A 15,565-nucleotide genomic window follows, 5' to 3' on the forward strand; every position below is an offset into this window, starting at 1 on the left:
GGCGGATGATCTCGGGACTGGTTTTGAAGTACTTGAAGGAGGCAGGTTTGGTCATTCTCCAACGCTACGCAAACCCCCTGCCCCGCTCTAGCAAAGTTCTTCTGACAAGACTCTGCCACCTGCGTCAACAGATTTTTGCAATCGGATGCAGAAATCGCGGAATGGCCGGGTCGAATCAAAAATTAAGACCCGAGACCGGACTCGACACCCTTTGTTTATTTCTGCAAGGTTTCGCGAAATAGAGGTGCACTGATGACCAAAAAGACAACCAAAGATCTGCGCTCGGCGCGGTGGTTTGCGCCGGATGACTTGCGTTCGATGGGACATCGCTCCCGTGCCCGCCAGATGGGGTTGTGCGATGAAGACTGGGAGGGCAAACCGGTTATCGCGATACTGAATACCTGGTCCGACCTATCCCCGTGTCACCACCACTTACGCGACCGGGCCGAATGGGTGAAACGCGGTGTGTTGCAGGCTGGCGGGATGCCGGTAGAGTTGCCGGTCATGGATTTTGCTGAGCAATTTTTGAAACCGACATCAATGCTTTACCGAAATCTGGGTGCGATGGAGGTGGAAGAAGCCTTAAGGTCGCATCCGGTGGATGGGGCCGTCTTGATGGGGGGCTGTGACAAATCTACACCGGCCTTGGTCATGGGGGCAGTTTCCATGGGGCTGCCTTTCATTTTCCTGCCAGCGGGCGCCATGCTGCGCGGCAATTATGCCGGGGAGAAGTTGGGGTCAGGCACCGACACTTGGAAGTATTGGGACGAACGGCGCGCAGGCAACATTTCAAAGGAAGATTGGCATGGAATAGAAAGTGGCATCGCGCGAAGTTACGGCACCTGCATGACGATGGGAACCGCCGCCACAATGATGTCAATCGCCGATGGCTGGGGACTGACATTGCCCGGCGCTTCCTCCATCCCTGCGCCTGATGCTGGCCATAAACGCATGGCCGCTGCCTGTGGTCGTCGGATCGTCGACATGGTGTGGGAGGATCTGACCCCTGACAAAATCATGACACCTGCCAGCACCCGAAACGCGGTGATGGTGGCAATGGCCACAGGGTGTTCAACCAATGCAATCATCCACCTGATCGCAATGGCGCGGCGTGCAGGCGTGCCGCTGACGTTGGAAGATTTGGACGAGGTCGGGCGTTCGACCCCGGTCATCGCCAATATCCGTCCTTCCGGGTCCGATTACTTGATGGAAGATTTCTTCTATGCGGGTGGTTTGCAGGCGTTGATGCGCGAACTGAGTGAGAAGCTGGATTTATCCGTGACAACCGTTACTGGAAAAACTCTGGGGGAAGGCATTAAAGGCGCTCGCAACTATCATCCCGATGTTATTCGCCCCCTGTCCAATCCTGTTTATCATGAGGGTTCGCTGGCAGTGCTTAAGGGAAACCTAGCCCCGGACGGCGCAGTTATTAAACCTGCCGCGATGGATCCGAAATTCATGACCCATTCCGGCCCGGCGATAGTTGCAGACAGCTATCCCGAGCTGAAGTCAATCATAGAAGACCCGAACTATCCAATGTCGCCGGATCATGTATTGATCCTGCGCAACGCTGGACCGCAAGGTGGTCCTGGAATGCCGGAATGGGGCATGATTCCGATGCCGCAAGCCCTGCTGAATCAGGGTCATCGCGACATGGTCCGCCTATCGGACGCTCGCATGTCTGGCACATCCTTTGGAGCGTGCATCCTCCACGTAGCACCAGAAGCGTTTGTTGGCGGCCCGCTGGCGCTCGTCGAATCTGGTGACATCATAGAGTTGGATGTGCCGAACCGCTCGTTGAACCTGAAAGTTCCCGACGACGAGCTCGACCGCCGCCGCGCCGCATGGACGCCGCACGAACCTCGATATGAACGTGGATACGGCTGGTTGTTTTCGCGACACATTGAACAGGCGGACAAAGGATGTGACTTCGACTTCCTCAGGCGCAATTTCGGAGGGCCGGTGCCGGAACCGGACATATTCTAGTTCGCGCACTCTGTGGCGTCTTGGCTGGTTCGCCTCGATTTCCAACAGCATCAAAGGACGCGCAATGCGATCGGAAAGACCTTGAACTATTTTTTCTGGCTGGGACGAAACCAAAGTCACGGGGCTTCGAAAAACCAAGCGCAATGAAAAGTTTGTCCGCATAGCTGGCGTCGGGACATGACACCGAACGACCGCTTTCCGACCATCCTGTCCAATACTGCGCTTGAGACGGACGTCCCAGTTGGGCTCAGAGCTGCCGATCCCAGCAGTGTGCATGATTAGCTGGTTGGCAGACCAAACCTGTCCTTCGCAACAAAGTCGCCGCTCGCCGACAAGCGATTCAAACAGAGCTTCAAGGCCGAGATTTCGTTGAGTGTCGATGCTCCACAGAATTGATCAAGCGGGTTTAATCAATGTTCCCAGATATTCTCGAGTGTCGGCGTCCCACGAGCTGGGATCTTCTCCGTGTGCGACCACCGCGTGCAGTTCCATGAGTTTCCATACTTCGTCCTTGGTCGCTGCAACCACTTTTCCAGGGCAGGCTTCCATGCCCTCGCAATCCTTGCAGGCATATGAATAGGCAATGTCCATCGTATTCTCCTCCTATTGCGCAAGAAAGCTATTCAGAACTCAGGAAACGTCGGCAGCCCATCGTCAAGTTTTATCCATGGCTGCTGATGTGAAACAAAAATATGGGCTTTGGGTTGTGCAATCGATGGGTCATCCAACGTCACAGCAGAAAACCACGCGTCAGCGCTCCAGTCTTGGCCCTCAACTTCATGTAGGGCGGCATAGGTCAACGTCGTTCCACAGTCACGACAAAACCCGCGGCGAATACCCGGAGTTTTCTCAACGTATTGGATTTCGCCTTTGATAACTGCGAAGTCTTCGGCGGCTACCTTAGCCCAAGTTACAAAGGCGCCGCCAAGAGCCATTTGGCATGAACGGCAATGGCAATGACCCGACCACCCCGGTGGGTTTGCTATCTGGTATCGAACAGCTCCACAGTAACATCCACCTTGAAGTTTTTCCATCGTAACAAACTCTCATGACTTGCGGCTAGGTTGACATCGATAACGAAGCGTCTGCTCTCATATTTCATAATCCCAAAACAGATTTCACCGTGAATAATGTCAAGAATGCCGATATCATGCGACTCAAATAGTCTAACTAAACATTAGAAAATCTACTGTATGGATTGGTTGCACCTTCCCCCGATGAACGCTTTGCGCGCTTTCTCAGCGGTTGCGGAAGCTGGAAGTTACACCGTGGCGGCTGAACGCTTGAACGTGACCCAAGCGGCAGTCAGTCAACAGGTGAAATCGTTGGAGAAGCATTTGGGTGTAGCTCTCGTTTCCAGACGTGGGCGCAGCATTGAATTGACAGAACCAGGCATCATTCTTGCACGCGAACTGGGTATCGGCTTTGAAATTATCGGAAGGGGTGTCGAACGACTGGCGGAACATGCAGCGCACCGTCCCGTTCAAGTAACTATGTCTCCGGCGTTCGCAGTGGAGTGGCTATTGCCGAGAATGGCAGAGTTTCAACGCCAGCACCCAGAGATCACTCTAATGCTGAACCCAACCTCGGAGCTGGTACAGATACTCCCGGGTGGTATCGATGTCGCCATTCGGTATCGCGATAGACGCATGCCAAGAAAAGAGGAAGACACTGTCCTTGTCTCGGACATGGTCGTAATTGGTGCGCCTTCATTGGTGGGAGGCCAAGACCTACGTGATCCGGCCTCTCTAACGAAATTGCCCTGGTTACAGGAACTGGGCACTAACGAAGCGGCTGACTGGTTTACCTATCACGGGGTCGTTCCTGCCGAGCCATTGACCATTAACCACATGCCGGGGAACCTGATCATGACCGCAGTTCGCCGGGGTGACGGTATCACGTATTCTGCCAGAGCTTTTTTTGAAGAAGATTTGTCATCTGGTCGGATGATTGAATTGTTCTCTGAGCCACTCTTCGGCGTCTACTACATCCAGACGCAGGCAGAATTTCAGCGTCCCGAGGCTAAGGTGTTCGTCAACTGGCTTATTTCTCAGTCTCAAGTTGTATCCGCGCACAGTTCTCAAAAATTGATCTAGTCAAAGTTGCAAATCTTCGATCCAAGCTAGGCTTGATGCTGTCGTTCACCTTGTTTGTTTGAATTGGAAATCAGGTGATTGACTACGTACTCCGCGTCCTCGCCCACGCCGTAAAACAGGCCTGACCCTTGTGTATGCATCCAATGAAGTCCGCAGAAGTATATCCGAAACCTTGGCTGCAAATGCAGAAATGAGAAAGCAAGTTGAATGTTGGCTTGGGGTCGTTTGCAAACAGTGGCCGAGAAACGTCGGCCGGTGGCTTCGTTCGCATAGCGTTCGCTCGCGGCATTTCTACGAATTACCGCGCTGAGCCCACTTTGACCGATGCTGCGCGGTGCCCCAATTACAGCGTTGCGCAGAAAGCGGAGTTTTCAAATTCTAGCTGGCGGCCCATTGCGGACATTGAACGTGGAATCCAAATTTTGCAGTGGCATCCCAACCTGCTTACACTCGCAACGGAGTTGCATGCTTTTCATTGGTCACCGAATCCGCCAAGCCACGTGCTTGTCGCTTCAAGCCCTTCGCGCAAGACAGAAAACATATTTATAATTTCGTTTTCGCTAATGATAAGGGGCGGCGAAAGAACACACATGTTGATAACCGGTCGAACTAATAACCCCCGTTTTTGGCATTCTATATCGATCTGGCCACCAATCTCGTAGTCGTGTCCCAGCTCGCTCCGAGGATCACCGTCAACTGAGCATTGAACGCAACCCATTAAACCCATCCCACGCACGTCGGCAACGATGCCGATCTGACGCAACTGCTGCAGTTGATCCTGAAAAACCGGAGCGACCATTCGAACGTGTTCGAGAAGTTTTTCCCGTTCAATGATCTCAATGCTCTTCAAACCCGCAGCCGCGCTAACTGGGTGACCAGAATAGGTATAACCATTTGAGAAGGTAGCATCTTTTCCCGCAACATCGGCGATCAATCGGTCAGAAATAATCGCGGCACCCATCGGCGCGTACCCAGATGTCATTCCTTTGGCACAAGTTATTATGTCTGGCTGAATGCCGAAAACTGCCTCAGACGAAAACCAATGGCCTAATCGCCCAAAAGCTGTCACCACTTCGTCGGAGATATATAGAACATCATACTTCTTGCAGATTTTTAGGCAGCCTTCGTGATATCCATTTGGCGGCACGATAACGCCGCCAGATGCCAGAACCGGTTCGGCGATAAAAGCGGCAACATTTTCTGGGCCAAGTGCCACAATAGCGTTTTCAAGATCAGAAATTTTCTCTGTCAGAAAGCTTTCTTCGCTTTGACCTGGCGCACGATAGAGCGGGTTTACGTCCGGCAGGAAATGCGCGAGGTCATCGGCCTTGTCGAGCCAAAGCCGGTCACGCTCTTTTCCACTGACGCTGGCCGCCAAGTAGGTGCTTCCATGATAGGCCTTTTGCCTTGAAATGATTTTCTTTTTCTCGGGACGACCCATAAGGTTATTTCGAAAATGGACAAATCGGATAGCCGTATCCACCGCGGTCGAACCGCCGGTGGTAAAAAAGACATTGTTCAAATCGCCCGGCGCACGTTTGGCGATTTCGCGTGCGAACCGCACAGCAGTCGTGTTGGTGTTGTTGAAGGGCGAGAAATAGGCAAGGCTCCGAGCTTGATGAGCCATGGCCTCGGCCATCTCCTCTCGCCCATAGCCGATCTGGGTGCACCACATGCCTCCCGGTCCGTCAATCAAGCGTTCGCCTTTTTCGTTCACTACATGGATGCCGCTGGCACTTTCGACAAAAGTGCGGTTGTTTTTGCCCAAAGCTTCCATCCCTTCCCACGGGTGCAGGAAGTGATCGTTGTCCCATTGTTTGGCGTTAGAGTTATCCATGATAGTTCATGCTTTCTGCACTCATTACAATGGGGAATTCTTCGCGCACCTGAGTGTCCAAAGCGCCGAAATAGTTAGGGAAATGACTGTTTAGAATAGAATTGGCTTTGTCACGGGCGCGGTCCAACAAATCTGTTTTGCCTTCGTTTTCCCATGTGTCTGTACGCTCCCGATCCATAAGTCGCGGATAGACGAACTCGCTGTTCATATAGTTTAGCGTGTGGGGGTTACCGAGGAAATGACCAGGGTCGATGGCGCACTGGTGGATCACATCCACAGCCATGGTTTCATCCGTGACCTCTATCCCGCGCAACGATCGCAGTATCATTCCGCCCGCTTCGTCATCGATGACCATACTTTCAAAACTACATCCCATGAGGCTGCCGATCATACCGCCAAACTCGCAAAGGCGATTGGCACCGGCATGAGCAGCAAGCGTGAAGGTCAGCGCCTTTTCTAAGCCGTATTGCGCGTCGGGTATTTTGGCATCGGTCATGCCTGCGCCAACGGATGTGGGAAGGCCATAGAAATTACCCATTTGAATGGCAGCCGCGCCAATCAGAGCCTGTTCGCCGCTGCCACCGGTGAATGAACCGCTGCGCAAATCTGTGATGAAGGGCCAGGCGGCAAAGCAGACCGGACAGCCTGGTTTGATGAGATTTACGATGGCAACGCAGGCCAGCGTTTCGGCCACGGTTTGTACAAGTGTACCCGCAAGCGTAGCAGGGGCTGTGGCCCCGGCTTGAGGAGGCACAGCCAGATCGACAGTCAGGCCAAGTTTGGCGGTATCAATCAGGATCTCCATATTTTCCTTACCGATCCGCAGGGGCGAAACCATTGGACAGCCGCCAAAAATGACGCTTGGCTTTTTCATGAAAGCACCTTCACCACCCTGGGCCAAGTCAAACATGCGGATGGCATGCGGGATATGACTGCGGTCGCGAAAGGTCAGACAGGCAGGCTTTTGGCTGCCTGCGAGCATTGCATATATGGTGTTCATATCGTGGGCGAAATCATCGATCACATCGGTGGCCAAAACCGTATCGCCCAGCATATGGATGTTGTCCAAACGGTCCACTAGACGGGTGAAATCATACACATCGCGCAGGACCGAAGGGCGATAAGATTTGGTCTGGGAATCGAAGGTGGTGACGGCGGTTCCGGAGTTGGCGAAGTAAACGCTCTCTGCCGAGCAATGCATGTCGTCTTTGCCTTCACGCTCTCCGCGGGCATAGACATAAAACTCCTTGGCAGCACCATCCAGGATGTCTTCCATCAAGGCTCGGGGGAAGCACAGCCGATTGAGGTCATTCATCACCGCGCCCTTGGGCAGCACCAGATCAAGCAATTCCGGAAAATGGTCGTTAACGCCGGTGTTTTCCAGAACGGTCAAGGCCGCTTGGTGGATGTTCTCCATATCTGCTTGGGTCAGCGGTTTGTAGCGCCCGCCACTTAGGCCCCCACGTACGGCCTCATTGCCCGTGGTCGCCTGTTGAACCTTTATGCGCGCGGCGCGCCCGCCTCCACCGCGACGGCGTGATTTCGCCTCAGCCATTGCCCGCCATCCTTTGTTCTGGTTCCGGGCTGATCATGGTGAAATAGAAATCGTAAAAGTCCTGGATCGACGTTTCCATTTCGCCCAAGGGACCCGGTTGGAAGTATTGAGAATTTACGCCGGACTGGTTGTAGCGAATGATGCGTTCGTCATCCAAAGATGTGACATGCCAAAGCCAGGTCAGGTTTTCTTTGTTGTAGTCTTGCCCTTCTTCGGCGTCAGCGCGAACTAGCCAGACCACCTGAATGTCGGTTTCCTGTAAGCCTAGCGGAATGAAGCGGTAGCCGACCATGTGATCCGAATAAATAAGGAACCAATTCAAAGGACCAATGTCAAAGTCAGTTGCGCCACCGTCGAAGCCTTTCAACGTTCCAAGCAATGGCGCAAGCGCCTCGCCCGATTTGCTGCCGGTTTTGTAGCCTGGATAAAGCGGATATCGCCGATAGTACCCGCTGGTGAACGGGGTGAGTGCAGCGTCGCTGACAAGCGCCAATTCATCAGGTGACAGCCCAACTTCCACAGCCCTCGCCTTTAGCGGTTCGATCAAGCCAACCATGTCTTGCGGCGATTTCAGGCTATGGGAACGAGAATACTCTTTGTGGGCTGGCCCGCAGTGGTAGCATTCCAGATAGTTCTCCACCGCTAGTTTCCAATTCGCCGGAACGGGAAATGACGCTGTATGCGCTACTTTCAGATCTTCAAAGCCATAGGGCTCGACAAGTGGCGAAAGTTGGCTGAGGACAGGATCAAGCGATGGTGTATTTGCATCGGCACAGACAAAGATCAAGCCTTTGAAGACACTCACCTGAACGGGAAAGAGCCCGAATTTGGACGGGTCAAAATGTTCCCCCATGTTATGGCTTGCGCGAAGTTTTCCCGATAGCTCATATGTCCAAGCGTGATAGGGGCAAACAAGAACACGGGAGCTGCCGGATTGTTCAGTGCAGACGCGAGATCCACGATGGCGGCAGACATTCAGGTGGGCGCGAACATCACCATCGCGGTCGCGAACAATGATGATGCTCTCGGGGCCATAGTCGAACAGGAAGTAGTCGCCGGAGTTTGGGATTTGGCTGACATGCCCTGCCCAAAGCCAGTTGCGGTTCCAGACGCGGGCGATGTCATAGTCATAGATGTCTTGCGAGGTATAGAAACCGCGCGGCAGGGCGTGGCCGTACTGGTGCGAGGCTATTAACGCATCCAACTCAAACGGTCGGCTGTTCATCTCGTTTCCTCCAAATCGATTATCTCGCGGCGAAACCAATCCTGGTCTGCTTCTGCCTTGGGGCGTTCAAAATTGCGGGCCGCGCGGTGGCCCGCGAAGACTGCGTCCACAATCAGTCCCGGAGACGCGGCATCGCCAATAAGTTCGAGGGTTTTCAACCCGAGCCAGCGCAAGCTGTCATAAAGCGTCGTCTCACGCTGGCGTTCGGTGACCAGAATTGTCGAGGCACACGGTACATTCGTTTCTCGACCTGTAAAGGTACACCGGATGCTCGCCATGTCACCTTCAGCAGCGGCGAATACCTGATTGCAGCGAATGTCGATGCCAAGCTCGATCAGACGGGCCTGAATACGAGGCTGCTCCAAAGTATTTACGGCGTAAGCTGAGACCAAACTCTCCGGGGTGACAAAGACCACTTGGTATCCTGCAGTCGCCAGTTTTTCGGCGATCACTCCTGCCAGATAGATGTGGTCATCATCATAGATCATCACCGGCCCATCCGGAGGCAGAAGGCCGTTCAAGATGTCATCAGGCGTCAGCACATTGGCGCTTTGCTCGATCTGAGGCATATGGCGTTGCGTGCTACGGCCCATGCCGTCGGTGCGCCAATGGCTGCCGGTAGCCACAAAGACGTGTTCGACGCCAAGCTCTGCCACCTGATCGCCATCAAGCCTGCTGTCGGTGAATAATTGGACGTTTCCGCGCTGTTTCAGATCGTTCAGGCGATAATCGACGACGCGGGACCAAGCTGCGAGGCCGGGAAGTTTGGCTTCTTTTCCAACCCTGCCGCCCAATTCAGCTGCCGCTTCGGCCAAAGTCACCTGGTATCCACGCCTTGCCAATTGCATCGCGCATTCAAGACCGGCAGGGCCACCGCCAATAACCAAAGTATCCGCGTTGCTCTTCTTTGGTGCGATAATCTCGGGGTGCCAACCGCGCCGCCATTCCTCGCCCATTGTGGGATTTTGAGTGCAGCGGATCGGAATGCCCAGATTGTCCGAGGACACGCAGATATTACAGCCGATACATTCACGGATTTCGTCAATGCGACCCTCTTCGATCTTTTTCGGAATGAACGGGTCCGCAATGGAAGGTCGCGCAGCCCCGATAAGGTCGACAATTCCCTTTTTGACCATCGACAGCATCATGTCGGGGGACGTCAAACGACCGACACCAACCACCGGTTTCCGTGTGAACTGTTTGACGTGGGACAAAAACGCATTCTGATACCCGTCTTCAGGCTGAAAACGCGTTGTGGCGCTGTCATTGGACCAGTCGGCCACATTAACATCCCATAGGTCAGGAAGGTTGGCCAACAGCTCGACAACGGCGCGGCCTTCTTCTGTGGCCTGCATGCCCCCGGTACCCATCATCTCATCAATGGCAAAGCGAAATGCCACGGCGCAGCTGTCGCCTACGGTTTCGTGGGTATCTTCCAGCAGTTCACGTGTCAGACGCACACGATTTTCGAGCGACCCACCATATTCATCGCTACGCTGGTTCATATGCGGCAGCATGAAATGTTGCGCCAAAGTCATGTTGTGTCCGGCATAGACGTAAATGATGTCAAATCCGGCGTCTTTCGCGCGCAAGGCAGCTTCGCGGTGCCAACGGCGGAATTCCCGAATATCGGCCTTATCCATAGCCTGCGCCTGCTTGGGATGCGTCGTGTCGACGGACATCTCGGAAGGTGCAAGAACTGGAGCGCGGGTCAACAGGTTTTGCGCATGATTGCCATTGTGAACCAGCTGGATTGCCGCCAGTGCACCATGTGCATGTACCGCATCCGTCATCAGCCGCAACGCGGGCACATCGCGCCCGTCCCACAACCGCCCTTCGGCAAAAGGAGACAGGTCAGAGGTCGGGTGAATCTCGGTCTCCTGATTGGAAACTACCGCCCAACCGCCTTCTGCTTTCATCCCACGGACGGCAGCATCTGCCCGTGGCCGGAGGTGTCCCAGCCCAGTGCAATGAGGCACTTGATAGAAGCGGTTCCTGGCTGTGACTGGCCCGATCTGAACCGGTTCCAAGAGCATAGAATATGGGTTCGCGTCCAACATGTTCACGCGTTTTCCTGTATTTGGGATCCAGAGCCCAACGACCCCGGAAATGTGGTTGTATTAGAAGCCGGCTTTGATCCGTTCGAACTCCGCCAGCATTTTTGCCTCAAGCTCGGGGTTGACCGCATCAAAGAACAAGCTGCCTTCGAAAAAGCTTTTTGGATCGGAGAAACCATAGGCTTCGATGTTGGCCTGATCGGCAACTTCGAACGCTTTTGCGTTGGAATGTGGGTACCCCCAGTTGTCGATGATATACTGACCGCTGGCCGGGTCAGTAAGCGCGTTCAACAGATCATATACCTGATCGACCGGTGTCGTGGATGATTTCAGATGCACATAGCCGCACGCCCAGGTCGCGATACCTTTGTCGACGTCTCGCATCATAGCTGCGGGCACCTCGTTCCAGATCAGGTTCAGTTCTGACTGGTTCCAGGCCCAACCCATTTCGATCTCACCGCTGGTCATGGCCTGGTCAAACTGACCTGCATCGGACCAGTAAAAGCGCATGTTCGGGTGTATCGAGCGCAGGAAATCAGATGCTTCCTTGAATTGCTCTTCGCTCAGATTGGTGTAGTCATCCGCGTTTCCAGTGGCCAGCGCAGCCAGGGCATATGCAGATGACGCGGCATCCGGGATGGCGATCTTACCTGCATAGGCCGGGTCCGCCAGCAATTGCAGCGAGATATCGTCAGTAGAGATTTTGTCGGTGCGATAGATAAGACCGGTATTTCCCCACTCGAACGGCAACATATAAAGCTTGCCGTCCAGAACGATGGCGTCGACTTCCTTGATTTCGGGCAGTACATCGGCCCAATTGGTCAGTTTGCTTTCGTCCAGCGGCTGAATCAGATCGGCTGCGACCCATTTCCGGACTGCGTCGGAACAAGGATGCGCTAAATCAGCCGTGAAACCCGAACTCAGTTTCGTAAAGGCTTCTTCCTGACTTCCAAAATAAGAATAGCTTGGCGCCTCATTCCCGTATTTTTCCATGTAGCTGGCAAAAAAGCCCGGGTCTTCATATCCCGACCAGTCAAACACCGTTAGATCAGCTCCACCGGCACTGGCGCTTCCTGTACTTATAGCCGTCGCACATGCGAAGGCCGCTATTCCTTGAAGTTTCATTTTATCCTCCCATTGATTTATTCTGTGTTGGAACCAAGATCGATCACACTGGCTTCCTGAAGCCCCAGCCAAACTGCGTCGCCGCGATTGAAATCAACCGTGTGAAAATAGTTTGGAACCGAGACCGAGATCGGCTTGTCGGTTCCCGCAACCTGAATGTGGTAGTGAATATTCTCACCGTAGAATGCAACATTGCTGACCGTGCCTTGAACAGTTGATGGATAGTTCTCGGGTTTTTCAGCGGTGATTTCCAATTGTTCTGGCCGAATGCCGATGTTCATATCTCTGGCGTTGGTCGCGACGTTGGGATTCCTTTCAATCTCCATTTGACCAAAGGCCTTCGCGTCGATTGAAAGCGTACCGCCACTTTCTTCCAGCAACTGAGCTGGCAAAATGTTCATCTCACCGATGAAACTGGCAACCTGCTGATCGCAGGGCCGCGCGTAAAGCGTAGTTGGCGTATCCACCTGCTTAAGCCGCCCATTGAACATCACGCCGATGCGGTCGGACATTGTCATCGCCTCGTATTGGTCGTGTGTGACCATCACAAAGGTGATGCCTAGCGATTGCTGCAGGTTACGCATTTCAAACTGCATCTGCTCGCGCAGTTTCTTGTCAAGAGCCGACAAAGGCTCATCCAGCAACAACACTTTGGGTCGCATGATCAGCGCACGGGCGAGCGCCACCCTTTGCCGCTGCCCCCCTGACAGCTCACTTGCGCCGCGATCCTCAAGACCGCCCAGCTCCACCATTTCTAGGGCTTCGGCTACGCGCTGGTCGATCTCAGCCTTGGGGGCCTTGCCGCGCAATCCATAGGCCACGTTGTTTCCAACATTCAGGTGCGGGAATATAGCGTAGCTCTGAAATACCATGTTAGTCGGACGGTTGTTGGCAGGCACACCTTCCATATCATGGCCGTCGATCAGCACGGTGCCTTTGGTTGGCTCCTGGAATCCCGCGATCATCCGCAATACCGTGGTCTTGCCACATCCCGATGGACCGAGGAGTGAGAAAAACTCACCTTCTTTGAGATCAAGATTGATCCCGCTAGCCGCCAGGAATGGGCCATAGCGCTTTTCAACGCCCCTGAGTTCTATGATGTTTCTGACTGTCATCGGACCTCTGATGCGGATGAGCGGCGGCGGAAATACTCGGCAAGCACCAGAAGTAGAACCGAAGTGAGCAGCAAGATGGAGCCTAGCGCCAGCACATTGGGAAGCTTGGCGGGAAAACGGATTTGGCTCCAGATATAAACCGGCAAAGTTGGCTGGTTGCCGGACAGAAAAAAGGCGAGGACGAATTCGTCGAAGCTGACTGTGAACGTGACCAGCAAGCTGGCTACGATACCCGGGGAAACGACCGGTAGCGTCACGCGGCGGAAAGTGTCGAACACGCCGACGCCCAGATCGTAAGATGCTTCCTCCAGCGACGCATCGAAGTCATCAAACGCAGACTTCAGGATCGAGACGGAAAACGGCAGCGCAAGAAACGTATGGCCCAGAACGACGGTCAGCAAAGACGGCTTGAGACCGATAAACAGAAACAGAACCAACATTGAAGAAGCCACGATAATGCCCGGTATAACCAAAGGCAGCATCACCAGACCTTCTGCAGCGCGTTGACCCCGAAACCGGTACCTAACAAAGGCTCGGGCAGCGAACAATCCCATGGCGGTAGAAAAAAGTGCGACGACGGTGCCAACGCCAAGCGAATTCCAAAGGGCCTGGATCAAGGTATCCTGCTCGCCAAGCTTCCGATACCAGTCCAGCGTCCAGCCTTTGATCGGAAAGGCAACGATTGTGCCGCTGTTGAACGAAAACAAGGGCAGAAAAAGAACCGGCAGGTAAAGAAAAACCAAATACAGAAAAGCGTAGGCTGTCAGGGTCGAAGGACGTCTCATCTGATCCGCCTCCCAAGCCGGGTGGCGGTAATGACGAACACTATGGCGACAAAGCCAACCGACAGCATCGCGATCAGTGACAGTGTGGCGCCGAGTGGCCAGTTGTTAGCGGCCCCGAACTGCACCTGAATAAGGTTGGCGATCATCTTCCCGTCCGACCCGCCGACCAGTGCTGGCGTTACATAATCGCCTACAGTCGGGATAAAGATGATCAGGCAAGCAGCAATGATCCCTGGGATAGTCAGCGGCAGCGTCACCCGCACGAAGCGTTGAAAAGGGCTGTTGCCGAGGTCGGTGGCTGCTTCCAACAGGCTTGGATCGATTTTCTGCAATGAAACATAGATCGGCAGGATCGCAAATGGTGCCCAGGCATGAGCAAGCGTCAGCACGACTGCAAATTCATTGTAGAGAAGGAAGTCGAGCGGTTCGTCGATCAGACCAAGCATCAGCAGTGCAGAATTCATTACACCGTTGAACCCAAGGATGAGTTTCCAGGCGAATACGCGCAGGAGATAGCTGGACCAGAACGGAATAGTGATGAGCAGAAGCCAGATGGTCTTTTTCCGTGCCTTCATCGCAATGAAATAGGCGATAGGATAAGCCAGTGCGACGGTTGCGACAGTGACCACCCCTGCAATCCAGATCGACCTTAGCATTAGGTGTCGAACCAGAGGATCAGCAAACGCGTCGCTATAGTTTTTGAGCGTCGGCGTCTTATCGAGTGTTACGTAGGTTTGCGTCCAGAACGAATAGGCGATCAGGATCAACAATGGAGCCGCCACCAGAAAGCCCACATAAGCGGTGGCCGGTGCGCTGAGGGTATAGCCCCGGGATGCTTCGCTACGAAAGATCACCCCACCTCCCTTCTCGATTTTCACGAGTCACTAATGGACGATCGTCCATTAAATGTTGCGCCAGAACGGTCTTTCGTGTCAATCTTCCTGTGAGATAGACCTGCGGGATACCACCAAGCAGATGGAATTATTGGATAAAGTGGAAAGCTTAAAAGGAAGAAAGCGTGGTTCGAAGCGTGATCCGGAGGCCAAAAAGCAGCTTCTGATCAAGGCGACTCTGGACACTATCGCGGATATTGGAGTTACCGATACCACGGTCAGCCGCATCTGCGAGCGTTCTGGTTTATCACGCGGAATGATCCATTTGCATTTCGGGGGAAAGGATAATTTGCTGACGGCAGCGGCCCAGCATTTCAGTGCCCAATATTATTGCGAGATGGACAGAATGACCGATCTGGGCCCGGATGCGTCGCCCGAAGACCGAGTGATGGCTGTGATCGAGGCGGATCTGTCCGAAGCTCTGCTCAATCCAAGAAGTACAAAAATCTGGCATGCATTCCGGGGCATCGCGAGCTCAAACCCAGGCATTGCCCGCTACAGCAGCACTCAAGATCACAGACTTGTCGAGACCTTGCGGCTTGCATTCTCGGAAATAGCCCAACAAAACGGGCGTGACGCAAACTTGGTGGACGATGCCACTAGTGGAACGCTGGCTTTGATGGAGGGTATGTGGGTGAATTATCTTACAGATATGCAGGGCTTTTCGCGACGGCGCTCTGTTAAACTTATCCGAAGATTTTTGTGCGGCCTTTTCCCCGGCAAGTTCAAGTTGTGAGCCCTAGCGACGCTTAGATTTTCGATATATACGAAGCCTCTTCTCGGTCATTCGATGCAACTTGTCTGATTGTCCGCTTTACAGGCCAGTTCTAACAAATCGCTTATGGGCCTTCAGATCGACTTTCAGAGATGTCCCGGCGCGCATCACGTACA

General features: G+C 53.7%; 13 protein-coding genes. 3 read left to right on the forward strand and 10 right to left on the reverse strand.

The features are described from left to right. Window positions 1-252 precede the first annotated feature (252 nt). Window positions 253-1,986, forward strand: coding sequence for an L-arabinonate dehydratase (gene araD / locus AC2FNV_RS21790; protein WP_217362423.1), 1,734 nt, complete (start codon window positions 253-255; stop codon window positions 1,984-1,986). A 396-nt stretch (window positions 1,987-2,382) separates the two neighbouring features. On the opposite strand, the gene AC2FNV_RS21795 is transcribed toward araD, so the two are convergent. Further along, window positions 2,383-2,577: a DUF1059 domain-containing protein gene (locus AC2FNV_RS21795; RefSeq protein ID WP_170482033.1), complete on the reverse strand. Its 195-nt coding sequence runs from the start codon at window positions 2,575-2,577 to the stop codon at window positions 2,383-2,385. A 32-nt stretch (window positions 2,578-2,609) separates the two neighbouring features. After that, the gene (locus AC2FNV_RS21800) at window positions 2,610-3,020 is read right to left on the reverse strand and encodes a GFA family protein (RefSeq protein WP_170611189.1); all 411 of its coding nucleotides are present in this window, start codon (window positions 3,018-3,020) and stop codon (window positions 2,610-2,612) included. A 159-nt stretch (window positions 3,021-3,179) separates the two neighbouring features. On the opposite strand from AC2FNV_RS21800, the gene AC2FNV_RS21805 reads away from it, so the two are divergent. Beyond that, window positions 3,180-4,082, forward strand: a complete 903-nt coding sequence (locus AC2FNV_RS21805) for a LysR family transcriptional regulator (RefSeq protein WP_170608954.1) — start codon at window positions 3,180-3,182, stop codon at window positions 4,080-4,082. Between the two features lie 472 nt (window positions 4,083-4,554). Here AC2FNV_RS21805 and AC2FNV_RS21810 read toward each other — a convergent pair whose 3' ends face one another. Genes AC2FNV_RS21810 through AC2FNV_RS21845 form a run of 8 tightly spaced genes read right to left on the reverse strand, consistent with a single transcriptional unit; the run spans window position 4,555 to window position 14,635 of the window. Further along, the gene (locus AC2FNV_RS21810; RefSeq protein WP_170608956.1) at window positions 4,555-5,919 is read right to left on the reverse strand and encodes an aminotransferase; all 1,365 of its coding nucleotides are present in this window, start codon (window positions 5,917-5,919) and stop codon (window positions 4,555-4,557) included. Then, the gene (locus AC2FNV_RS21815) at window positions 5,912-7,474 is read right to left on the reverse strand and encodes a trimethylamine methyltransferase family protein (RefSeq protein ID WP_170608958.1); all 1,563 of its coding nucleotides are present in this window, start codon (window positions 7,472-7,474) and stop codon (window positions 5,912-5,914) included. The genes AC2FNV_RS21810 and AC2FNV_RS21815 overlap by 8 nt, the downstream gene beginning before the upstream one ends. Continuing rightward, window positions 7,467-8,699 carry an aromatic ring-hydroxylating oxygenase subunit alpha gene (locus AC2FNV_RS21820; protein WP_170608960.1) on the reverse strand — a complete coding sequence of 411 codons (1,233 nt, stop codon included), beginning with the start codon at window positions 8,697-8,699 and terminating at the stop codon, window positions 7,467-7,469. Before AC2FNV_RS21820 ends, AC2FNV_RS21815 begins: the two co-directional genes overlap by 8 nt. Further along, a complete protein-coding gene (locus AC2FNV_RS21825) occupies window positions 8,696-10,759 on the reverse strand; it encodes an oxidoreductase (RefSeq protein ID WP_170608970.1) in 2,064 nt (687 codons plus the stop codon). Before AC2FNV_RS21825 ends, AC2FNV_RS21820 begins: the two co-directional genes overlap by 4 nt. A gap of 60 nt (window positions 10,760-10,819) precedes the next feature. Next, window positions 10,820-11,881: an ABC transporter substrate-binding protein gene (locus AC2FNV_RS21830; RefSeq protein ID WP_170608962.1), complete on the reverse strand. Its 1,062-nt coding sequence runs from the start codon at window positions 11,879-11,881 to the stop codon at window positions 10,820-10,822. 17 nt (window positions 11,882-11,898) lie between these two features. Next, on the reverse strand, window positions 11,899-12,996 hold the full coding sequence (locus AC2FNV_RS21835; RefSeq protein ID WP_170481714.1) for an ABC transporter ATP-binding protein: 1,098 nt from the start codon (window positions 12,994-12,996) through the stop codon (window positions 11,899-11,901). Then, entirely contained in the window at window positions 12,993-13,781 is a 789-nt protein-coding gene (locus AC2FNV_RS21840) for an ABC transporter permease (RefSeq protein ID WP_170608964.1), read from the reverse strand. The genes AC2FNV_RS21835 and AC2FNV_RS21840 overlap by 4 nt, the downstream gene beginning before the upstream one ends. Further along, a complete protein-coding gene (locus AC2FNV_RS21845) occupies window positions 13,778-14,635 on the reverse strand; it encodes an ABC transporter permease (protein WP_437436831.1) in 858 nt (285 codons plus the stop codon). The genes AC2FNV_RS21840 and AC2FNV_RS21845 overlap by 4 nt, the downstream gene beginning before the upstream one ends. Before the next feature lie 121 nt (window positions 14,636-14,756). Between AC2FNV_RS21845 and AC2FNV_RS21850 the strand changes: the two genes are divergently transcribed. Beyond that, complete coding sequence (locus AC2FNV_RS21850; protein ID WP_254442668.1) at window positions 14,757-15,410, forward strand: TetR family transcriptional regulator C-terminal domain-containing protein; 654 nt, start codon at window positions 14,757-14,759, stop codon at window positions 15,408-15,410. Window positions 15,411-15,565 lie beyond the last annotated feature (155 nt).

The organism is Ruegeria sp. BHSA163, from assembly GCF_059613365.1.